This is a genomic window from Bacteroides sp. AM37-9 (assembly GCF_003603455.1).
GTDB lineage: Bacteria > Bacteroidota > Bacteroidia > Bacteroidales > Bacteroidaceae > Bacteroides > Bacteroides xylanisolvens.
This window is the reverse complement of sequence record NZ_QTNF01000026.1, coordinates 55,481-77,458: the sequence shown is the minus strand read 5'-3', so window position 1 is coordinate 77,458 and position 21,978 is coordinate 55,481. Positions and strand designations below refer to the sequence as shown.

The following is a 21,978-nucleotide window of genomic DNA, read 5'->3' as shown; positions in this document are numbered from 1 at the left end:
AGGAATAAAGAACATGATAATCATTTAAGGTGGTTATCATGTTTTTTTTATATAAACACTTGTAGGTTTAGGAAAAAATTAGTATTATTTGGGTAATCTTTTGCAATAATAAATATCTTCTACTTATATTGTAAATAATGATGCTTTTTATGTATCTTTGTCGCTGTTCACCATTCTTGGGAATATAGCTCGTGGATGCTGAATAACGTTTTTTAATGTTGGGTATGGAGACAATAACAAATAAAGAAGTAAACGTCCGTTTGGACAATGAAAAAGGGATATTATGCCTGACAGGTTTGTTGGCAGGTACAATGGTATTCCTTTACGATTCACAGGGAGAACTAAGAGGTAAACATAAGTTTGCTTTGCCTTCATTGACTATGGAAATACCCCAACCGGGCACTTATGTTTTGGTGATGAGTCATCCGAACTGCCAACCGGAAGTTCGGCGAATTACATATTTAGGAATATAAAAAAGGGGCTGCCTAACATGTTTCTTTTTAACGATTTCACCCCTATCAGAGTTCAAACAAACTCTGATAGGAGTGATTTTTAATTTTAGAGACTTGTTAGACAGTCCCATTCTATTTGAATGATGACTTTTAATTTCTGAATACCAATCCGTCTCCGTCAGCATCAACGATAATTGCTTTGCTTCGGTCGACTTCCTGTGATAGTAACTTCTTGGATAGATCATTCAGCAGATAGCGTTGAATAGCCCTCTTCACCGGACGAGCTCCAAATTCAGGATCATAACCCACTTGCGATAAGAAGTTCAATGCTCCTTCTGTCAATTGCAGTTCCACTCCGTTTTCGGCAAGCATTTTCTGTACTCCCTTAATTTGTAAAAGTACGATTTGCTTGATTTCTTTTTCGTTCAATGGTAAGAACATAATCGTTTCATCAATACGGTTCAGGAATTCCGGACGAATTGTCTTTTTCAACATATTCATCACTTCCTTCTTCGTTTCTTCGATTACTTCTTCCTTATTGGAACCATGCAACTTCTCCATCTGACTTTGTATATAAGAACTGCCCATATTTGAAGTCATGATGATAATGGTATTTTTGAAGTTGACCACCCTTCCTTTATTGTCAGTCAGTCGTCCGTCATCCAATACCTGCAACAGAATATTGAAGACATCCGGATGAGCCTTTTCTATTTCGTCAAACAAAACAACAGAGTAAGGTTTCCGTCGTATAGCTTCTGTCAACTGACCGCCCTCATCGTATCCAACATATCCCGGAGGCGCTCCGACCAGACGGGAGACACTATGCTTTTCCTGATACTCACTCATATCGATACGAGTCATCATCGTTTCGTCATCAAACAGGAACTCTGCCAATGCCTTTGCTAATTCGGTCTTACCTACGCCGGTGGTTCCCAGGAAGATAAATGACCCGATCGGACGTTTTGGATCTTGTAATCCGGCACGACTACGGCGCACAGCATCTGCCACCGCTTCAATTGCTTCGTCCTGACCAATTACACGTTGATGAAGTTCTTCTTCCAAGTGCAACAGTTTATCTTTTTCACTTTGCAGCATCTTGCTGACAGGAATACCAGTCCAGCGGGAAACAACATCAGCAATATCTTCAGCGTCTACCTCCTCCTTAATCATGGCTTTATCGCCTTGCATATCACGCAGCTGCTTTTGAGTATCTTCTATTTCTTTATCCAAAGCCTGAAGTTTGCCATAACGGATTTCGGCTACTTTACCATAATCGCCTTCACGTTCGGCTTTTTCTGCTTCGAATTTAAGATTCTCTATCTCAACCTTGTTCTGCTGGATTTTATCCATCAGCGTTTTCTCACTTTGCCATTTAGCTTTAAAGGACTTTTCCTGTTCTTTGAGCTCGGCAAGTTCCTTACCGATAATTTCCAGTTTCGGTTTATCGTTTTCACGTTTGATAGCTTCACGCTCAATTTCCAGCTGCTTGATTTTACGGGAAATCTCATCCAGTTCTTCAGGAACGGAATCTACTTCCATACGCAGTTTGGCTGCGGCTTCATCCATCAGGTCAATGGCTTTATCCGGCAGGAAGCGGTCGGTGATGTAACGGCTACTCAATTCGACGGCTGCAATGATTGCGTCGTCTTTGATACGTACGTGATGATGGTTCTCGTAACGTTCTTTCAATCCACGAAGGATGGAAATGGTACTCAAGTTATCCGGTTCGTCCACTTGCACGATTTGGAAACGACGCTCCAATGCTTTATCCTTTTCGAAGTATTTTTGATATTCGTCGAGGGTTGTTGCTCCGATGGAACGTAGTTCTCCACGAGCTAAGGCAGGCTTTAGAATGTTGGCGGCATCCATGGCACCTTCACCTTTTCCGGCACCTACCAGCGTGTGAATCTCATCAATGAACAGAATAATATCACCTTCTGATTTCTTCACCTCATTGACAACCGATTTCAATCGTTCTTCAAATTCACCTTTGTACTTTGCGCCGGCAACCAGTGCTCCCATATCCAGTGAATAAACTTGTTTGTTCTTCAGGTTTTCGGGCACGTCTCCGCGAAGAATACGATGTGCCAAACCTTCCACAATAGCCGTTTTACCGGTACCCGGTTCACCAATCAGAATCGGGTTGTTCTTTGTACGGCGGCTCAATATCTGTAATACCCGGCGGATTTCTTCATCACGTCCGATTACGGGATCCAGTTTTCCGCTACGGGCAGCTTCGTTCAGGTTGATAGCATACTTTTCCAATGATTGATAAGTATCTTCACTGGATTGTGATGTAACCTTTTCTCCTTTTCTCAATTCGCTGATAGCGTTGCGCAATTCTTTTTCCGTCATACCGGCATCTTTCAAGATCGTGGAGACGGTACTCTTAACAGTCAGCAATGCCAGTATGATAGGCTCTAATGAAACAAACTCGTCGCCCATTTCTTTAGAATACTGTGTTGCTTTCTGCAAAACTTCGTTGGATTCACGACTTAGATACGGTTCTCCGCCGGATACTTTCGGCAGGGAGTCGATTTGCTTGTCGACCACGAGAGCTACTTGCTGTCCATTCATACCAAGTTTTTGGAAGATGAAATTAGTGACGTTTTCGCCTACTTTCATTACTCCCTGCATGATGTGGACAGGTTCAATGGCTTGTTGTCCCCGGCTTTGTACCAGGTTTACGGCCTCCTGTACCGCTTCTTGAGATTTAATGGTAAAATTGTTAAAGTTCATATCTTTGTTCTCCTTTCTTATTTCACGTTTTTAATAACACCTAAAGGGGCTCAAAAGATTTGCCAAGTATAAAAATATGACAAAATAGCATGAGTATTAAGGAGTTAAAGGACAAAATGACCTTTTTTATCTGGATATGACTGACGAATTTACCATATACTCCACAGAATAGGATGGGCTTCAGAATAAAATGGGTTTTCAATGAAGTTTACTATTCTGTGGAGAAACAATTGTTAGAAGATTCTTATCGGGAAGTCTCTAAGCTCTCTTTCTACTTTTTTTGCATTAAATTTGTGTGCGTTGAAATTCTTTCCCAGCCATTCCCGATATTCTTTTGCAGCTTTTGAGTGTGGTTGTTTTAATGCCTCCAACATCTCTTGGTAACCATATATTCCTCCGCAATCTTCGGGCGGACATGCATTTGCTCCGTCTATGAGAAAGATGCCTTGTGTTTCGTCCTTTTTATATGCTTGTTGTGATTCCAGGGTAATCCGATGCATCCAGCTATCTCCGAAATCATATTCATATTTAATATGTGAGCCTTTTCGGGTAAGGATCTCTCCTAAAGAGAGAGAGTAGGAGTTGACTGTTTTAACGGGATCAAACAAAAAATCGTCATCGGATTCTTCGGTTGTATATATTGTTTTCCCTTTTTGAAACAGATGCATGTGATAACCTTCCCAACCCATTGCAGTATTTATGACATCTGCAAAACTTTCCAGACGGATGTCGGAAGGGACTTCCACTATACGATATATTTCCGGGTCGGAATCAATCAAAGAAATTTTTATATTGAGTTTTTTAGGGTTTTGTTCTCCAATGTAGAAAGAGTTGTCGTATTCATCATCGTCAAACTCGTCATCGTATTCTTCATCAAATTCGTTATCATCAAATTCATTATTCTCATTGAAGGCAAAGAACTCATTCAATAAGTTCATTAGTTCTTCCATACTGTCCACTTCCAATCCCTTCAGTTCTGCGTGTGGCATTTCTTTTTTTATCTCTTTGATTCCTTTTCTCGTTAATGTATTGGGTATTTTGAATCGTTTATAGATTTTTTCCAATATAGGCAACGTTTCTATGGCACGGATATTCATCAACGTATTTGTGATATAGTCAATTATCGCGATATTATTATCTTCCCCACGCTCAAACTGATCGTAATAAGAATTCAATAATTGGCAGAACCAGTTAATAATTTCCAATCTTCGTTCAGGGTTGGTTATGGCAATTTGTGCGACAGCACTACAAATATCTTCTTTTCCGAAAGGAGCGATTCCGTCTTCATTCATGAAACTAAGTAGCAAAGGCAATTGGTGCTGCCCGAGTTGGTAAATGATGGCAATGGTGGCTTCATCCTGTACGAGGTGGCAGTAGGAAGCGAGGAAAGTCGGACTTTGCCGCATTATTTCCAAGATGATATTTAGAGAAGATTCCATTCGGTAATGTTCCATTGCCCAGTAGATATACCATAACTTAAAAGGCCTGTCTTCTTCTTTTGCGTTTTCGAGAGGTCCTTGATAATGGATAAATAGATGCAGGATAAAGTTGCGCAAATCTTTTTCTAATTCGGCAGCGGGTACTGTCGTGCAATCTTTTTTAAACTCGTCAAATGGGTAGTCTTTGCATGTCTGCATATCCCAAAGCCTTTGCAGGTAAGCTGCAATGGGGGTTGCTTCCGAGCTATAGTCCGGATGCTGATAGTGATAGAAAGCTTCTTCCATTTGTTGGTAGATTTTTTCTAATCCGTTATTGCTTAATATATCTATCACTTCTTGTTGTTCTTCGGGTGTAAACAAGTTTAATACTTCGGTCATAATCGTATCGAGATCAATCGAAGTTTGGTTCTTTTTCTTATTCATTATCGTGTCATTTAATAAATTTGTCAATTTTCTCCAAAGGTACACCTCTTTATTGAGTAATAGCCTGATAATTTCTCTTTTTTTTAAATATTCTTTCCGGAGAAGATAAGAAAGTTTATCTTTGCCCTATAGTAGAGAGTAAATCTGTTTTCTAATTGATGACTAATGATATGAATGATAAACCACAAATAAAATTATCAGAGACAGTGGTGCTGATTGATGCCGCTTTCCTGAATTTTGTAATTACGGATATGAAGAGATACTTCGAAGAGACTTTGCAACGTTCTTTACAAGAGATCGATCTTTCGATGTTGACTACCTATCTGACTTTGGATGCAGGGATTGCGGAAGGAAAAAATGAAGTGCAGTTTCTTTTTGTTTATGATAAAGAGTCAGGTAATCTTGCGCATTGCCGGCCTTCTGACTTGGAGAAAGAGTTGAATGGAGTTGCTTTTCAAAGCCCTTATGGAGAATATTCGTTTGCCAGTGTTCCGTCGGAAGGGATGGTGTCGAGAGAGGACTTGTTTTTAGACTTATTATCCATTGTAGCCGATTCGGCCGATGTGAAAAAAATGATTCTGGTATCTTTCAATGAAGAATATGGAAAGAAAGTGACTGATGCTTTGAATGAAGTACAGGGCAAGGAGATTGTCCAATTCCGAATGAACGAACCGGATACTCCGGTAGCTTATAAATGGGATATGTTGGCTTTTCCTGTCATGCAGGCATTGGGAATCAGAGCCGATGAATTATAGCCATAGCTACCCATTTCAGTCATTAATCGCTAATCACTAATAAGTTAATCACTATTTTCCATGTCCGATTTTCGTTTAAAAGTATTTCAGAGCGTGGCGAAGAATTTAAGTTTCACGAAGGCTTCGCAAGAGCTGTTTGTCAGTCAGCCTGCTATCACTAAGCACATTCAGGAACTGGAAGCTTATTATCAGACTCGTTTGTTCGATCGTCAGGGCAGTAAGATCTCGTTGACTAAGTCCGGAGAACTATTATTGAAACATAGCGAAAAGATTTTGGACGATTATAAACAGTTGGAATATGAGATGCATTTGTTGCATAATGAATATATCGGCGAACTGAAACTGGGTGCCAGTACTACGATTGCGCAATATGTACTTCCTCCTTTGTTGGCGGATTTTATAGCCAAGTTTCCACAAATCAATCTTTCTTTGATTAATGGAAATTCCCGGGGAGTGGAAGCTGCTTTACAAGAACATCGGATTGATTTGGGATTGGTTGAAGGTATCTTCCGTTTGCCTAATCTGAAGTATACTCCATTTTTGCAAGACGAACTGGTTGCCGTGGTTCATACCCATAGTAAATTGGCTGTTTCGGATGAGATCGCTCCGGAAGATTTGCCAAATATCCCCTTAGTTTTGCGGGAGAGAGGTTCAGGAACGTTGGATGTGTTTGAACGTTCCCTGTTACGCCATAATTTGAAACTTTCTTCTTTGAATGTATTGATGTATCTCGGTAGTACGGAGAGCATCAAGCTTTTTTTGGAACATACAGATTGTATGGGAATTGTTTCTATCCGTTCTGTTTATAAGGAACTGGTTGCCGGTAATTTTCGTGTGGTTGAGATAAAAGGAATGCCCATGCAGCGCGAGTTTAATTTTGTGCAACTGCAAGGGCAGGAGGGAGGTTTATCTCAAGCTTTCATGCGATTTGCCGGGCATCACAGTAAGAGTTTGTAATCAAACCTCTTCCATACGGACTAATTCCCAGCCACAGAATTGTATAACAATGCAATGAAGTTGAGTTCCCTGACATAGTTGGCGAACTTTCGAACCGGCGGCATAACCATGAATTTGTTCAACGGCTTCCTGCCATTGTGCGGTGCCTTGGGTGTCGTATTTTTCTTTCGGCAGATATTTTAATTCCAAGATATAGCTATGCGCTACTTCTGCGTAACGTTGCAGATCGGGCATCAGAAACATATCGCAAAAGCCGTGATTCAGTTCTACTTCAGGCATTGTGAGGTAGTAGGCGTTCACGCTAAGGTAAGCGGTGAAGAATCCCTGAATGTTACGTTCGCCCTCAATGCTGCTGCGTACGGAAGTATTCTCCTTATAAGCTTTGGCTATGAATTCCAATGCCGGTCGCCATTGTCCGTCAAAAGCCATATCATTGAATAAAATCTCTATATCTATCAGGTTGATATAATGGTGATTCTGATATTCTTCCAGGATATATTCATAATATTGTTTACGGACATTCGTGTTGGGAATTCCCAGGATAGTCAGATTTCCACGTGTTCCGATGATAGTTAGCATACCATAATAAAATAATAGGCTGGGGAATATTTCCGGATTCGTAATTTGATCGGCAGAAAAAGACTGGTATAGGTTAGTCATGATTTTCCCTTCTTCGGCAATTCGTTTGATAACACCTTTGCGGTTACCGTCAAGACGGTCAAGCTGAATCAGTTTTTTCATTTTATTGTAGTCCGTACGGGTATTAGGATCAATCATCTGTTCAGGAGATTCTCCTAACTGAATTCGATTACGTAGGTAATAGAGTACCATGTCGCAATTAAACATTTTAGGATCTGACTTTAGACTTTGGCGAGCAAAACAATAATTATCATACCATGGCTTCATTTCCTGAATCATTTCTTCAATGTCTCCTTGTAACTGCCCTGCTTCCTGATAATATCGGAGCATAGTACGTACGTCTTCTTCAGAAAATCCCAGCATTTGATTAAACAGTGGATTAGTGCTGATGTTCCAACCTATGTTATATCCGCTTGACAAGTCGTCCAAAGTTACGGGGCTGACTCCAATCATGAATATACGGTCGAACATTCCTTTATAATTCTTGAAGGCATCCCTGTAGAATCCGCTGGCATGGGTGATGGCGTGGTATATCTCATTTCCTTTCTCGTTGAGTACGACATTTGTGAAATTGTCATACTCATCTATAATAAGGTATAGGGGATACCCTTGACGGCGTGCTTCATCGTCTAGTATATGCAGTTTATCAATCCCTTTTTTCGCTGTGCTGAAGCGCTCAATAAACTCATCCGTGTAGTATTCACGATAACGGTTCAGAAAGCCATCCAGTTGCACTGCGCTATACGAATCAAATCTTTGCGGCAGTTCATCAATGTTGCCGCCAATCTTGGAAAAGTCAAGATAAAGCATCTGATATTTGCCTTGAAGCGGAGTTGTATTTTGTCCGATCCAGAGATTCCCGAAAAGTTGCTGGAATTTATCTTTCTGTGAAAGGTCATAATATGAACGAAGCATGCTTAGTAGCAGGCTCTTGCCGAAGCGTCTCGGACGGATGAATATCAGATAGTTGGCTTGATCTTCCAACATGGGGATATACATTGTTTTATCCACATAATAGCGGTTTTGCGTGATTACATCCTCAAAATTGGACATACCATAAGGAATTCCTTTTATTGTTCCCATAACTTTTTCAGATTGTTTCTTCTTGTTTTCCAAACAATTAATTACCAAAGATAGTTTTTTTGAAATGGATATTCCATTCTTTTGCGCTTATTTTTTATCTAATTATAAACGCAGTTTTTAACGTCAGGGATTATTCTTCTACTAGAAAAGAAAAAACGTTTTTATTTCTCATATTCTCATGATTTTACATTAATCATCATATAATCAGTGAATTATAGTATGAGAAATGTTTTTAATAAATCGCATTTCTCATCATTTCCGGGTGAAATAAGCCTTAAAAACAGTTATTTCTCATACTTTTTTAAGTCATTTCTCATACTATTATTGCCCTTCTTCGACTATTTTCTTCTTTATATATACCCTATGTGTTCCTCTTCCGGTGATTTCTATTCCCGAATCGGGTTGATGTCCCCATTGTCGCAGTTCAGTGGTTGCTGCTGTTTGTAGCAATCCAGTTAGTTTCCGATATTCCCAAACGGTCAGGAAAGGATGTTCGTCCAGATACTTTAGGGCTAATGCCAGTCGTTGTTCTGGTGTGAATTTATTCGAGGATTTTTGCTTTTTCCAAGGAGCTCTTTCCAACCGGCATCTATCGCTGATATTTCTTACCATTTCCCTGTCTACCCGGAAATTAACGCCTCCTATAAAAATACTTTGTGCGTTGCGGTGTTTTCCACCTTCTTCCGCATCTTCCCGTTCCTTGTCTCTGCCTAAGGTAAGCGATGGAGTGAATGTACCTATCCCGTTTATCTTTACCGAACGTCCCTCTGCCATCAGGTGTGCCATTTCAATAGCCGTCTGAAGCAGCACGCCTTCTATGTCTCCGGCACTGAAGCCGCTGACATCGCCCACCCGTCGCGCCAACTCTTTTATGCTTGCATTGTCTATCCGTGCAAACTTCGGATATGTAATTCTTTTGCCCGTCTTTTGTATGTCGGGCATCTCCTCCATAATGTATCGTGCCATACTATCTGTCGTTTAAAGTATTAATAGATAAGTTCTTTTCTATTGGAAGTAAACTTCCTTTCCTCTAATAGAAAAGTTCCTTTGGGTTAAATGTAAACTGTAAACGGAAGTTTTGTTTTTATAAATGCAACTTGCGTTTATAAAAATGAAAGTTCTGTTTTTATAATCAAAACTTTCATTTATAGTTTGCTATTACACAAAGGTAAGTTATCTGTTCGTCAAAAGCAAGTTTATCAGTAATAAAGAATAATTTATTTGTTAATAGACTGGGAGAGGAGTAATAATGAATGAGATAAAGAGTAATGATGGACTGATTCTGAAAGGAAGTTGATTGATTTAGTCAGGTTGAGAGTGTGTTTGTCTTATCTCTTTTTCTGTATTTGGATGAAAGATTCCTTTGCATATCTTTGTGTTTATAATAAAAAATCATACATTTGTGAACAAAGTCTGTAGTGATGGACTTTTATATATTTATTTAAAGAAGAAATTGTAAGAAGCGTTGTGCTTCATTCTTGTTTCTGAAAACCTAGGAAATTTTCAAAACGTACAAGAATGGCATAGTCGGTTCTCACGTCGTATAGGCGTGGGTCTGCTGTCTATTCATTTGTACGTTTGGGTTTTCCTAGGACCTTCAGAAACAAGTGATAGCACGCAGTTCCGCGCTTTCTGTTTTTTGTAATATTCCGGGGGAACGCGGAATACAAATTTTTTTGAAATGACGAAACTAAAGAAAAGCTTATTTTTAGCTTTATTGACCATTGGCGTAGCAATGGCAAGTTGCAGTGATGGAGACGACGAATCTTCAAAAACAATTGAACTGACTGGAGGTACACAAACCACACAAACAGTCTTTGCCGACGAAACGACCCTACACAACGGTATCAAATTCACAGCTACCGAAGCATGGACGGCTACTATTACTGAAGTGGCAACCACCAAAGCGGCTGCCGGGCGTGTGGATTGGGTGGAATTGAGTGCTTATTCGGGAGGTGCGGGTGAATTTACATTGACCATGACGTTGCAACCGAACTTGACGGGACAGAGCCGCAAGGCTGAAATCCGTATTGTTTGCGGAGATACCACGATTGTGATTGTTATAGAACAGAAAGGAACAACGCAGGACGGTACTCTCCAAAAAATGATTCGTAAAGTTATTTACGAATACACGGACAATGAGGACGAGTATAAATCTTCGAATGAATATAAAAGTTATGAGTTTAAATACAATTCATTAGGAAGAATTGCCGAATGTGTAAGAAAGAACGGGCCCGATGCGAGTGAGGCAAATCTCAAATATACTGAAACGATTGCTTTCGACTATACGATAGCCAATGAAATCCGCATTCAAAACCGGCGGATTTATCATGATGGAACAAGTAGTGACGGAGAGATTGAAAAAAGCACAGTCATGTTGAATGAGCAAGGATTTGCAACCCGTATCACATTTCCGGCGGATTATGTAGGTTTTGAATATAATGCTGATAATCGTTTGTCGAAAATAGACAATACAAACACAAAGGATGATTACGATAAATTTTGGATAACATTGGGTTATACAGACGGTCTGCTGACAAAAACCGTGTATCATGAAAACTATCATGAGGACGAAGTTTGGGAATATACCGTAGACGAGCTTTATCCCAATCGTTATGCAAATGATAAACTCAACATTGATCCTAACGGTTTCCTGCTGGATATAGATGACGATTATCAGATGCTTTATATTATGCGTTTGTTTGGTAACGGCTCAAAATGCTATCTTGAGAAAATAGATTATGAAATGGACAGTGAAGGGAGGCCGGAATCGATCTACACAACACCGAATGAAACGGTTCATGAGAATTATACTTATATTAAATACACAGAAACAGTCCATCCTGTTGTATATGCGTTTGATAATAACGGCTATGTCACAACTATGAGCTGGAACGAACCGTTTAAAAAAATACGTGTGGATTATGATGTCATTGTAGGAAATACGCTTAAACGCCCTGGGTATCCGGAATACGGTTATGAATACACGACTACCAACGAAAGAGAAACAGAGGTGGAAACCAATAAGAATATCATTAAATATTCATTTATTTATAATAAATGATTCATACGAAACAGATAATCAATCATTAGCTTCTATGACAAAACCATACTTCCGAACCGCTAAATACGGTTCGGATTTTTTGTATATATGAAATAAATAATGGTGTATTTTGTTTTGTATATGAAACAAAAAATATATATTTGTATTCTGTATATAAAACAATACCTGATATGAATAAGGAACAAATAAAGCAAATAATTGGTGAAAATCAAGAGTTTGTTAAGGATATAACATTTATGGAACGTCCTTTTACTTTTGAGGATGCAGGTAATTATGTGTTTTTAGGTATTCGCCGGGCTGGAAAATCCTATTTGATGTATCAGCGGATACACCAACTTCTGAAAAAAGGGCATACGATAGAAGAAATACTATATATCAACTTTGAAGATGAACGTTTTATCGGCTTGAAATCGGAAGAGTTGGACGATATAAAATTGGCATACGAAGAGACTTTTCCCTATCAGCCTATCTTCTTTTTGGATGAGATACAAGTTGTAGACGGGTGGGAAAAGTTCGTTCGTCGGTTGGTAGATAAAAAATATCGTGTATATGTGACTGGAAGTAATGCGAAGATGTTGAGTAGTGAGATTGCTACGACATTAGGCGGGCGTTTTCTTATTCAGGAGGTATATCCGTATTCTTTTCGTGAGTTTCTTCTTTCGCAGGATATAATCTTAAAAACAAACTGGCTTTATACTCCAAGTTTACGTAATGAAGTGGTGCGCACTTTTGATGCTTATTTTTATAATGGGGGATTTCCTGAATTGATAGCATTTAAAGATAAACGTTCTTGGTTGAGCGGGCTTTATCAGAAAATATTCTTTGGTGATCTGGTGGCCCGTTATGCACTACGTAATTCGGATTCGATGAGTTTGTTGGTGAAAAAACTTGCTGAAAGTGTCATGCAACCCTCTTCTTACAATCGACTTAAAAATATAGTATCTTCAGCGGGAGAGAGCGTGGGGGTGCGAACAGTTATTGACTATGTGGGATATTTGGAAGAAACTTGGCTGATATTCAGTATTGAAAATTATGCAGCTCGTTTTGCGGAAAGAGAGAGTAACCGGAAATACTATTTTATTGATAATGGCATTTTGAATCTGTTTATCTTTAATCCGGAAACTTTGTTGTTGGAGAATTTAGTAGCTGTCTCTTTATATAGAATGGTTGGAAAGGAGCTATATTTCTATAATCAAAATGTAGAAGTTGATTTTTATATCCCTGATCAGAAATGGCTTGTTCAAGCATCATATAATATTTCTGATACTCAAACTTTTACTCGTGAAGTAAATGGGCTTTTGAAAACAGCAAAGTTCTTAAAGGCGGAGAAGTTACAAATTGTGACTCGTAATGAAGAACGTACGGTGGAACAGGATGGTTTTACAATAGAGGTGATTCCCATTTGGAAATGGATGATAATGCTAGAGAATAAGTGACATCAGGGTAAAGTGGATGAGACAACAAAAAGAAAATTGGAAAAATAACTAATACAATTTATATATGGGCTGTTTAATGAATTTATTGTGGTTGTTGCTTGGTGGTATTTTTACTGCCGTTGAATACCTCATTTCAAGTATATTGATGATGCTTACCATTATTGGTATTCCGTTTGGTATGCAAACCTTGAAACTGGCAGGACTTGCTTTGTGGCCTTTCGGTAAAGAGGTAAGAAGTGGAAACCGCTCTGGCGGTTGCCTTTATATATTGATGAATATCCTGTGGATATTTTTGGGTGGCATTTGGATCTGTCTGTCCCATTTGGTTTTCGGGGCTATATTATGTATTACTATCATTGGTATTCCTTTTGGCTTACAGCACTTTAAATTGTCAGCTTTGGCATTATCACCTTTTGGGAAAGACATTATAACAGTGTAAGAGTAGTTGTAGGGAAGCGTATGCTTATAATTAAAAGTTATAATGCATAATTAGAAACTATTGGCGGGTCTTGATTGTTTACCGTACCTTTGCACCCGGAAAACAATTAAAGATAAAAAGATATGATTTCAACAGCTACAAAAACTTTGCAGGCAAATAATAAAATGATTTATGTTGCACTGCTTTCTACTCTGACTTTCTTTCTTTTTTTAGACTATATTCCAGGATTGGAAGCATGGTCGGCTTGGGTAACTCCTCCGGTTGCTTTGTTCCTCGGACTTATTTTTGCATTGACTTGCGGACAAGCACATCCTAAGTTTAATAAGAAAACCTCTAAATATCTGTTGCAATATTCAGTTGTAGGATTGGGATTTGGTATGAATCTTCATTCTGCTTTAGCTTCCGGTAAGGAAGGTATGGAGTTTACGGTCATTTCGGTGATCGGAACCTTGGTAATAGGTTGGTTTATTGGACGTAAGTTGTTCAAGATCGACCGTAATACAGCTTATCTTATCAGTTCGGGAACTGCTATCTGTGGTGGTAGTGCTATCGCAGCAGTGGGACCAGTGTTGAAAGCGAAGGACAGTGAAATGTCTGTGGCATTAGGTACAATCTTTATCTTGAACGCTATTGCACTTTTCATTTTCCCTGCCATTGGTCATGCATTAAATATGGATCAGCAACAATTCGGAACATGGGCGGCCATTGCCATTCATGACACCAGTTCTGTAGTAGGTGCAGGAGCTGCTTATGGCGAAGAAGCATTGAAAGTGGCAACCACTATTAAACTGACCCGTGCGCTTTGGATTATCCCGATGGCTTTTGCTACTTCCTTTATTTTCAAGAGCAAAGGACAAAAGATAAGTATTCCATGGTTTATCTTTTTCTTCGTGTTGGCATTGGTAGTAAATACTTATTTGCTGGATGGAGTACCACAATTGGGAGCGGCTATTAACGGTATTGCCCGTAAAACTCTGACGATTACCATGTTTTTCATCGGTGCTTCTCTTTCTATTGATGTATTGAAAGCAGTTGGAATAAAGCCTTTGGTTCAAGGAATTTTGCTTTGGGTAATAATCAGCTTGAGCACATTGGCATACATTTATTTTGTATAAGAGGAAAAAAGAGAGAACTATATAAAAGAGAAAAAGGTGGGAGAATGATCGTAGTAAACGACTTTCTCCCACCTTTGTTTATTCAGTTTTAGCCTGCGGATAAAGCAGAATTAAAGCAAATTATTTCTTCTTCAATTCTTCGAAGATCAATCCTTCCAGTTCTTCAGCCAGTTCAGGATTATCCATGATGCATTGTTTAGCGGCATCACGTCCTTGTCCTAACTTAGTATCATTGTAGCTATACCATGAACCGCTCTTCTTGATGATTCCCAGGTCAGCACCCAAGTCGATGATTTCTCCGGAATGGGAGATACCTTCACCGAACATGATGTCAAATTCTGCTTTGCGGAAAGGAGGTGCTACTTTATTCTTCACCACTTTCACCTTAGTCAGTTTACCGAGAATCTCTTCGCCATCTTTGATCGGTTGGCTACCACGGATATCCAGACGTACAGAAGCGTAGAACTTCAAAGCGTTACCACCGGTTGTTGTTTCCGGGTTACCGAACATAACACCGATCTTCTCACGCAACTGGTTGATGAAAATACAAGTCGTACGTGTCTTGCTCACAGCAGCCGTCAACTTACGAAGAGCCTGCGACATCAAACGTGCTTGAAGACCTACTTTGTTATCACCCATGTCGCCTTCGATTTCCGCTTTAGGAGTCAGTGCAGCTACAGAGTCAATAACGATGATGTCGATAGCAGAAGAACGAATCAGTTGTTCCGCAATCTCCAACGCCTGCTCTCCGTTATCCGGTTGAGAGATATAAAGATCATCGATATTTACGCCCAGTTTAGATGCGTAGAAACGGTCGAAAGCATGCTCGGCATCAATGAAAGCAGCAATACCGCCAGCCTTTTGTGCTTCAGCAATGGCGTGGATAGCCAATGTTGTTTTACCGGAAGACTCCGGGCCATAGATTTCGATGATTCTACCTCTAGGGTAACCTCCAACGCCAAGTGCCACGTTCAGGGCAATAGAGCCTGTCGGGATCACTTCTACTTGTTCAACACTATCATCACCCATTTTCATGATAGAACCTTTACCGAAGCTCTTTTCTATCTTTTCCATGGCAGCCTGTAAGGCTTTTAGTTTTTCGCTTGATGCCATTTTATTATCTGTTTCAAAATTAAGTTCGTCTTTTTTTGCCATACCTTATTCTTATATAATTAATGGAGTTATTGATTTAAAATCTGTGAGGCATGTTCTTTGGTCTTCACTTCTTTGGGAGTGATAATCCGTTCTACGATTCCCTCTTCATTAATCAGGAAAGTAGTGCGAAAAGTACCCATGTAAGCACGTCCGTACAGTTTCTTTTCTCCCCATACTCCAAATTCTTCTACTAACTTTTTGTCAGTGTCAGCAATCAGAGTGAAAGGAAGATTGTTCTTTTCGATGAATTTCTGGTGCGACTTTTCATTGTCTACGCTGACACCGATTACTTCATAGCCGGCTTTACGTAGTTCGGAATAGTTGTCGCGCAGGTTACACGCTTGTGCGGTGCAACCTGATGTACTGTCCTTTGGGTAGAAGTACAACACAATTTTTTTTCCTTTATAAGCACTTAATCGGATTTCTTCGCCTTTCTCATTGATACCCAAGACTTCCGGTGCTTTATCTCCTACGTTTATCATAACTTTCTTTTAATGAATAGGTGTACGCTTATAATTCCAAATCCTTGTCGAACTCTTCATGCCAGGGAAGACCTTGCTTATTGAGTTGTTCCATGAACGGATCCGGATTGAATTCTTCTACATTGTTTACACCCGGACGATTCCATTCGCCTTTGAAGAACATCATGGCTCCAATCATTGCCGGAACTCCGGTGGTGTAGCTTACTCCCTGCATACCGGTTTCCTGATAAGCTTCCTGGTGACTACAGTTGTTGTATACATAGTAAGTACGTTCCTTACCATCTTTCAGACCACGGATACGGCAACCGATAGAAGTTTCTCCTTCGTAGTTTTCTCCTAAATCCTGCGGGTTAGGCAATACAGCCTTCAAGAATTGCAATGGTACAATCTTCATTCCGTTGTAATCAACCTCGTCGATTCGTGCCATACCGATGTTTTGGATGACGCGTAAATGAGTTAAATACTCCTGTCCGAAAGTCATCCAGAAACGTGCACGTTTGATAGTCGGATAATGTTTCACCAAAGATTCCAGTTCTTCGTGATAAAGAAGATAAGAGTCACGCGGACCGATGTTCGGGTATGTCAGGTCTTTATGGATTTCCAGCGGACCGGTAGTTACCCATTTGCCATTTTCATAATAGCGTCCGTTTTGTGTAATCTCGCGAATGTTGATCTCCGGATTGAAGTTTGTAGCAAAAGCCTTATGATGGTTACCTGCATTGCAGTCTACAATGTCCAGATATTGAATCTCATCAAAATAATGTTTAGCTGCATAGGCAGTATAGATACCGCTTACTCCCGGGTCGAATCCGCAGCCGAGGATAGCTGTCAGACCTGCTTCTTTGAAACGATCGTGATAAGCCCACTGCCAGCTGTATTCAAAATGAGCTTCATCTTTCGGCTCATAGTTGGCGGTGTCCAGATAGTTCACTCCGGCTTTCAGACAAGCTTCCATAATCGTCAGATCCTGATAAGGGAGAGCTACATTAATCACCATTTCGGGTTTGAAATTGTTGAATAAGGCTACCAGCTCCTCTACATTGTCTGCGTCAACTTTAGCTGTTTTTATATTGGGGTTACCTATTGCCTCGACGATTTTATCGCATTTCTCTTTCGTACGACTGGCAATCATGATATCTGTAAATACATCGGCATTTTGTGCCACTTTGTGTGCAACGACAGTGCCAACACCGCCTGCACCAATAATAAGAACTCTACCCATTTCTGTATTTAATGAATTATAATTTATGATTTATTGGTTTGGCAAATATACGTGATTATTTTCAGATAATCATTGCGCAGCTACTCCTTTTTATTTGTAACGTTGCAAGGTTCCGTTTTCGAATTCCAGCGTTTTGCCATTGTAGAACCAGGTTTCGAAACGACTGTCTTTTTTCAACTCGATTTCTATCGGATCACCAATGGATAAACGACATTCTACCGTACTCATCCCTGCCTCTAAATCTCCCCGGGAGATAATCTGCCAACGGCTTTCTGTAATGCCCGGATATTTTTTATGTATATCCTCGAATCCGAAAAAGTCCTCGATATAATTATCATTTTTGACAATCACGTCATATTTCAGATCTGTTTCCAATTCGTAGATTGCCCCGTCCCTGTCCGTTAATGACAGAGTAGCCAGGCTGCCGGGAGGAGATAATTTAATCTCTTTTATTTGCAGAACCGTATATCGGGGCAAGTGAACACGTGATTCGGTCTGCTTATCTTCAAAAGATACGATTCTTTTGGCCGGCAGCATCTTTTTAGGATAAACGGTCATTCCCAAGTATTTATTTTTCAGGCTTTCAATAGTACCCAGACTCTTGTTAGTGAAACTGAATGCATTTGAAAAATATTTCATTCTCTTTTCGCCTTGAAAATCATTCAGGTCCATGCCGGAGTTCGTTCGCGAGAGAGCGACTTCCAGATAATAAGAATGTCCCTGTGTATCTTTGAATACGATTTTCACTGGATATGCCTGACTGCCGACTCCAATAGCGGTAATTGTAGCTTCCGTATTGACAGGAATTGCTATATCCCGATAGCCGGAATAATTGTTGGCATCGTCTACTCGGGCACTTTCAGATTGTATATAGACTGTTTTTCCTATTAACAACTCTTTGGCAGTATCTACATCTTTCAGATAAACCAATCCATTGATACCGGCACGGGGAGCCTTTTCGCAAATCTCGTCCAGCCTCATGTTCTTTATGTCATAATAATATTTTTCTCCCTCACATTCGAATACGAAGCGAGTGGAATAGTTGGTCCCGGTTGATATATTTTGAGCCTTCTCTTCTGTTCCCGTGAAAGTGAGAATCTTGTGCTTCAGCAGGCTGTTGTCTATTCCTTTTTCGGTGTCGTAGCTGGAAAGAGTAGGAAGGAACATGTTCCGTGTAGAAGGAACAAACATAAACTTCATTCCGGGTGTCCATTTACACAGCGGTTGCAGTGGAAAGTTATTCTTAATGAATTGTTCTTCTTCACCTACAGGGATTTCCTGCGTGGAAGGAGTAGTGACAATGTAATCACTTTGAGCTGTGATAGGACACGTGCCACAACAGAATAGAATTAAAGACAGGACAATTATTCTCATATTTGTTTACTTTAAGTGAACTATGTAAATTGTTCGTTTGTTGTATATCTACTGGCAAATGTATATATTTTATGTTGTATTGGATGTTATTTTCCAATCTTTTTGATATCTTTGCCTCCGATTTTAACTTAAACGTTATAACAATATGAAGAAAGTATTTGTTTCAATTTGCATTGCTGGTGCAGCACTTGCAATGTCTTCGTGCCGTTCGGTTGAGAAGGCAATCCCCCTGTCATCTATCAATGGTGAATGGAATATTATAGAAGTCAACGGCTCGAAAATAGCTCCGGGCGAAAGTAGAACCCTTCCTTTTATCGCTTTTGATACAGCGACCGGTCGTGTGTCCGGCAATAGCGGATGTAATCGTATGATGGGCAGTTTCGATGTAAATGCGAAGCCGGGAAGCCTTGAACTTACAGGGATGGCTAGTACCCGAATGATGTGTCCGGATATGACTACTGAAAATAATGTATTGAATGCTTTTGCGCAAGTAAAAGGATACAAAAAGGCAGGTAAAGATAAGATGTATCTTTGTAATTCGTCCAACCGTCCGGTTGTCGTTCTACAAAAGAAGGAGGCTGATGTGAAACTTTCAGTTTTGAATGGAGAATGGAAAATTAAAGAAGTGAATGGTGAAGCAATTCCTTCCGGTATGGAAAAACAACCTTTCATTGCTTTTGATGTGAAGAAAAAGACCATTCATGGCAATGCCGGATGTAATTTGATTAATGGTGGTTTTGAAACCAGTACAAGTAATGCCAAATCTATTTCTTTCCCGGGAGTAGCAAGCACAATGATGGCTTGTCCTGATATGGAAACAGAAGGTAAGGTGCTGAAAGCTATCAATGAAGTGAAATCATTCGATGTGTTGTCCGGTGGTGGCATTGGTTTGTATGATGCAAACGGTGCATTGGTCATCGTGCTGGAAAAGTAATAAAGAAGAGTTATATATAATAGGATATGCCTGTGTCGCACTTGACGATACAGGCATATTTTTTTTTCTTTATCGAACCAGAGCCGCCTGTATTTGTTTAAAGAAACAGTTACTGATTGGCTTTGAATATGACTATGTCAGCAGTGTTTATTTATTAAAACTGTCTTTTTGGCAGATATTATGTCATGCATTCGTATAATTTCCTTTTGGCACACGGTTTGCTTTTTAATAAGCGTCCGTTCGCGGCGAAGCTCCCTGATAAGAGCAGAGAAACAACCGGACAAAAAGAAATCATTGAATAAATAATAAATAAAAAAATAACGATCATGGGAAAAATTATTGGTATTGACTTAGGAACTACAAACTCTTGTGTTGCCGTATTCGAAGGTAACGAACCTGTAGTAATTGCAAACAGTGAAGGTAAGCGTACAACTCCTTCTGTTGTCGCTTTCGTTGATGGTGGCGAACGTAAAGTGGGTGATCCTGCAAAACGTCAGGCTATTACGAACCCTACACGTACAATCTTCTCTATCAAACGTTTCATGGGTGAAAATTGGGATCAGGTACAAAAAGAAGTGACTCGTGTTCCTTATAAAGTAGTGAAAGGTGACAACAACACTCCGCGTGTTGACATCGACGGACGTCTGTATACTCCGCAGGAAATCTCTGCAATGATTCTTCAGAAAATGAAGAAGACTGCCGAAGATTACCTTGGACAGGAAGTAACAGAAGCAGTCATCACCGTTCCTGCTTATTTCTCCGACTCTCAACGTCAGGCTACAAAAGAAGCCGGACAGATTGCCGGTCTGGAAGTAAAACGTATTGTAAACGAACCGACAGCCGCAGCTCTTGCTTACGGTTTGGATAAGGCTCACAAAGATATGAAGATTGCTGTATTCGACCTTGGTGGTGGTACATTCGATATCTCTATCCTCGAATTCGGTGGTGGTGTATTTGAAGTACTTTCTACAAACGGTGATACTCATCTTGGTGGTGACGACTTCGACCAGGTAATTATCAACTGGTTGGTACAGGAATTCAAAAACGATGAAGGTGCTGACTTGACTCAGGATCCGATGGCTTTGCAACGTCTGAAAGAAGCTGCTGAAAAAGCTAAGATTGAGCTTTCTTCTTCTACAAGTACAGAAATCAACTTGCCGTATATCATGCCGGTAGGTGGTGTGCCTAAGCACTTGGTGAAGACTTTGACTCGTGCAAAATTCGAATCTCTGGCTCACGAATTGATCCAGGCTTGTCTTGAACCATGTAAGAAAGCAATGAGCGATGCAGGTTTGAACAATGCTGATATTGATGAAGTAATCCTTGTTGGTGGTTCTTCACGTATTCCGGCTGTTCAGAAATTGGTAGAAGATTTCTTCGGCAAGGCTCCTTCTAAAGGTGTGAATCCGGATGAAGTAGTAGCTATTGGTGCTGCTGTGCAGGGTGCTGTTTTGACAGACGAAATCAAAGGTGTAGTATTGTTGGATGTTACTCCGCTGTCAATGGGTATCGAAACACTGGGTGGTGTAATGACTAAGTTGATCGACGCTAACACTACCATTCCGGCTCGTAAGAGTGAAACATTCTCTACTGCTGCTGATAATCAAAGTGAAGTTACGATTCATGTATTGCAGGGAGAACGTCCGATGGCTGCCCAGAATAAATCAATCGGTCAGTTCAATTTGTCAGGTATTGCTCCGGCTCGTCGTGGTGTTCCTCAAATTGAGGTTACATTCGATATCGATGCGAACGGTATCTTGAAAGTATCTGCTAAAGATAAGGCTACCGGTAAAGAACAAGCTATCCGTATCGAAGCATCCAGCGGTTTGAGCAAGGAAGAAATCGAAAAGATGAAGGCTGAAGCTGAAGCTAATGCTGAAGCAGATAAGAAAGAACGTGAAAAAATTGATAAGCTGAACCAGGCTGACAGCGTAATCTTCCAGACTGAAAATCAGTTGAAGGAATTAGGTGATAAGTTGCCTGCTGATAAGAAAGCTCCGATTGAAGCTGCTTTGCAGAAATTGAAAGATGCTCACAAAGCACAGGACTTGGCTGCTATCGATACTGCTATGGCAGAAATCAATACTGCCTTCCAGGCTGCAAGTGCTGAAATGTACGCACAGGGTGGTGCACAAGGTGGCGCACAGGCTGGTCCTGATATGAACGGTGGTGCTGGTCAGCAAGATAATAGCAAGCACGGGGATAATGTTCAGGATGCTGACTTTGAGGAAGTGAAGTAAAGATCGCTGAATATACAATAAATCAAAATA

At 40.1% G+C, this 21,978-nt stretch carries 17 protein-coding genes; 9 read left to right on the top strand and 8 right to left on the bottom strand.

The features are described 5' to 3' along the window. The first annotated feature begins 215 nt into the window (after positions 1 to 215). Positions 216 to 473, top strand: a complete 258-nt coding sequence (locus tag DW862_RS17300; RefSeq protein WP_162612991.1) for a hypothetical protein — start codon at positions 216 to 218, stop codon at positions 471 to 473. A gap of 129 nt (positions 474 to 602) precedes the next feature. On the opposite strand, the gene clpB is transcribed toward DW862_RS17300, so the two are convergent. Then, positions 603 to 3,191, bottom strand: a complete 2,589-nt coding sequence (gene clpB / locus DW862_RS17295; protein WP_004313964.1) for an ATP-dependent chaperone ClpB — start codon at positions 3,189 to 3,191, stop codon at positions 603 to 605. Between the two features lie 233 nt (positions 3,192 to 3,424). Next, complete coding sequence (locus DW862_RS17290; protein WP_120069584.1) at positions 3,425 to 5,053, bottom strand: plasmid pRiA4b ORF-3 family protein; 1,629 nt, start codon at positions 5,051 to 5,053, stop codon at positions 3,425 to 3,427. A gap of 170 nt (positions 5,054 to 5,223) precedes the next feature. On the opposite strand from DW862_RS17290, the gene DW862_RS17285 reads away from it, so the two are divergent. Next, complete coding sequence (locus DW862_RS17285) at positions 5,224 to 5,808, top strand: DUF6621 family protein (RefSeq protein WP_004313961.1); 585 nt, start codon at positions 5,224 to 5,226, stop codon at positions 5,806 to 5,808. Between the two features lie 60 nt (positions 5,809 to 5,868). Then, positions 5,869 to 6,765 carry a LysR substrate-binding domain-containing protein gene (locus DW862_RS17280; protein ID WP_008021299.1) on the top strand — a complete coding sequence of 299 codons (897 nt, stop codon included), beginning with the start codon at positions 5,869 to 5,871 and terminating at the stop codon, positions 6,763 to 6,765. Here the strand turns inward: DW862_RS17280 and DW862_RS17275 are convergent, their stop codons facing one another. Together DW862_RS17275 and DW862_RS17270 are read right to left on the bottom strand one after the other, a co-directional pair. Beyond that, entirely contained in the window at positions 6,766 to 8,487 is a 1,722-nt protein-coding gene (locus DW862_RS17275) for an ATP-binding protein (protein ID WP_162612992.1), read from the bottom strand. Positions 8,488 to 8,808: 321 nt separating this feature from the next. After that, positions 8,809 to 9,453: an HU family DNA-binding protein gene (locus DW862_RS17270; protein WP_087318553.1), complete on the bottom strand. Its 645-nt coding sequence runs from the start codon at positions 9,451 to 9,453 to the stop codon at positions 8,809 to 8,811. A gap of 715 nt (positions 9,454 to 10,168) precedes the next feature. Here DW862_RS17270 and DW862_RS17265 point away from each other — a divergent pair. From DW862_RS17265 to DW862_RS17250, 4 genes are all read left to right on the top strand, one after another. After that, positions 10,169 to 11,551: a BACON domain-containing protein gene (locus DW862_RS17265; protein ID WP_087318554.1), complete on the top strand. Its 1,383-nt coding sequence runs from the start codon at positions 10,169 to 10,171 to the stop codon at positions 11,549 to 11,551. A 170-nt stretch (positions 11,552 to 11,721) separates the two neighbouring features. Then, entirely contained in the window at positions 11,722 to 12,987 is a 1,266-nt protein-coding gene (locus tag DW862_RS17260; RefSeq protein ID WP_009040395.1) for an ATP-binding protein, read from the top strand. A 64-nt stretch (positions 12,988 to 13,051) separates the two neighbouring features. Then, entirely contained in the window at positions 13,052 to 13,426 is a 375-nt protein-coding gene (locus DW862_RS17255; protein WP_117811439.1) for a YccF domain-containing protein, read from the top strand. Positions 13,427 to 13,548: 122 nt separating this feature from the next. Beyond that, complete coding sequence (locus DW862_RS17250; protein WP_004312517.1) at positions 13,549 to 14,541, top strand: YeiH family protein; 993 nt, start codon at positions 13,549 to 13,551, stop codon at positions 14,539 to 14,541. A 120-nt stretch (positions 14,542 to 14,661) separates the two neighbouring features. On the opposite strand, the gene recA is transcribed toward DW862_RS17250, so the two are convergent. The 4 genes from recA to DW862_RS17230 form a co-directional block, all read right to left on the bottom strand. After that, on the bottom strand, positions 14,662 to 15,696 hold the full coding sequence (gene recA, locus DW862_RS17245; RefSeq protein WP_004312516.1) for a recombinase RecA: 1,035 nt from the start codon (positions 15,694 to 15,696) through the stop codon (positions 14,662 to 14,664). Positions 15,697 to 15,722: 26 nt separating this feature from the next. Continuing rightward, positions 15,723 to 16,178 (bottom strand): thioredoxin-dependent thiol peroxidase, encoded by a 456-nt coding sequence (gene bcp, locus DW862_RS17240; RefSeq protein ID WP_004312515.1) that lies wholly within the window; start codon positions 16,176 to 16,178, stop codon positions 15,723 to 15,725. A gap of 28 nt (positions 16,179 to 16,206) precedes the next feature. Further along, complete coding sequence (locus DW862_RS17235; protein ID WP_087318555.1) at positions 16,207 to 17,400, bottom strand: saccharopine dehydrogenase family protein; 1,194 nt, start codon at positions 17,398 to 17,400, stop codon at positions 16,207 to 16,209. Between the two features lie 90 nt (positions 17,401 to 17,490). After that, complete coding sequence (locus DW862_RS17230) at positions 17,491 to 18,774, bottom strand: hypothetical protein (protein ID WP_004313953.1); 1,284 nt, start codon at positions 18,772 to 18,774, stop codon at positions 17,491 to 17,493. Positions 18,775 to 18,919: 145 nt separating this feature from the next. On the opposite strand from DW862_RS17230, the gene DW862_RS17225 reads away from it, so the two are divergent. Together DW862_RS17225 and dnaK are read left to right on the top strand one after the other, a co-directional pair. Next, on the top strand, positions 18,920 to 19,708 hold the full coding sequence (locus DW862_RS17225; protein ID WP_004313951.1) for an META domain-containing protein: 789 nt from the start codon (positions 18,920 to 18,922) through the stop codon (positions 19,706 to 19,708). A gap of 326 nt (positions 19,709 to 20,034) precedes the next feature. Further along, entirely contained in the window at positions 20,035 to 21,948 is a 1,914-nt protein-coding gene (dnaK, locus tag DW862_RS17215) for a molecular chaperone DnaK (protein WP_008021329.1), read from the top strand. Positions 21,949 to 21,978: the final 30 nt, after the last annotated feature.

Coding starts and splice junctions, on each gene's coding strand:
- DW862_RS17300 (WP_162612991.1), top strand. CDS start 216: ATGTTGGGTATGGAGACAATAACAAATAAAGAAGTAAACGTCCGTTTG.
- clpB (WP_004313964.1), bottom strand. CDS start 3,191: ATGAACTTTAACAATTTTACCATTAAATCTCAAGAAGCGGTACAGGAG.
- DW862_RS17290 (WP_120069584.1), bottom strand. CDS start 5,053: ATGAATAAGAAAAAGAACCAAACTTCGATTGATCTCGATACGATTATG.
- DW862_RS17285 (WP_004313961.1), top strand. CDS start 5,224: ATGAATGATAAACCACAAATAAAATTATCAGAGACAGTGGTGCTGATT.
- DW862_RS17280 (WP_008021299.1), top strand. CDS start 5,869: ATGTCCGATTTTCGTTTAAAAGTATTTCAGAGCGTGGCGAAGAATTTA.
- DW862_RS17275 (WP_162612992.1), bottom strand. CDS start 8,487: ATGGGAACAATAAAAGGAATTCCTTATGGTATGTCCAATTTTGAGGAT.
- DW862_RS17270 (WP_087318553.1), bottom strand. CDS start 9,453: ATGGCACGATACATTATGGAGGAGATGCCCGACATACAAAAGACGGGC.
- DW862_RS17265 (WP_087318554.1), top strand. CDS start 10,169: ATGACGAAACTAAAGAAAAGCTTATTTTTAGCTTTATTGACCATTGGC.
- DW862_RS17260 (WP_009040395.1), top strand. CDS start 11,722: ATGAATAAGGAACAAATAAAGCAAATAATTGGTGAAAATCAAGAGTTT.
- DW862_RS17255 (WP_117811439.1), top strand. CDS start 13,052: ATGGGCTGTTTAATGAATTTATTGTGGTTGTTGCTTGGTGGTATTTTT.
- DW862_RS17250 (WP_004312517.1), top strand. CDS start 13,549: ATGATTTCAACAGCTACAAAAACTTTGCAGGCAAATAATAAAATGATT.
- recA (WP_004312516.1), bottom strand. CDS start 15,696: ATGGCAAAAAAAGACGAACTTAATTTTGAAACAGATAATAAAATGGCA.
- bcp (WP_004312515.1), bottom strand. CDS start 16,178: ATGATAAACGTAGGAGATAAAGCACCGGAAGTCTTGGGTATCAATGAG.
- DW862_RS17235 (WP_087318555.1), bottom strand. CDS start 17,400: ATGGGTAGAGTTCTTATTATTGGTGCAGGCGGTGTTGGCACTGTCGTT.
- DW862_RS17230 (WP_004313953.1), bottom strand. CDS start 18,774: ATGAGAATAATTGTCCTGTCTTTAATTCTATTCTGTTGTGGCACGTGT.
- DW862_RS17225 (WP_004313951.1), top strand. CDS start 18,920: ATGAAGAAAGTATTTGTTTCAATTTGCATTGCTGGTGCAGCACTTGCA.
- dnaK (WP_008021329.1), top strand. CDS start 20,035: ATGGGAAAAATTATTGGTATTGACTTAGGAACTACAAACTCTTGTGTT.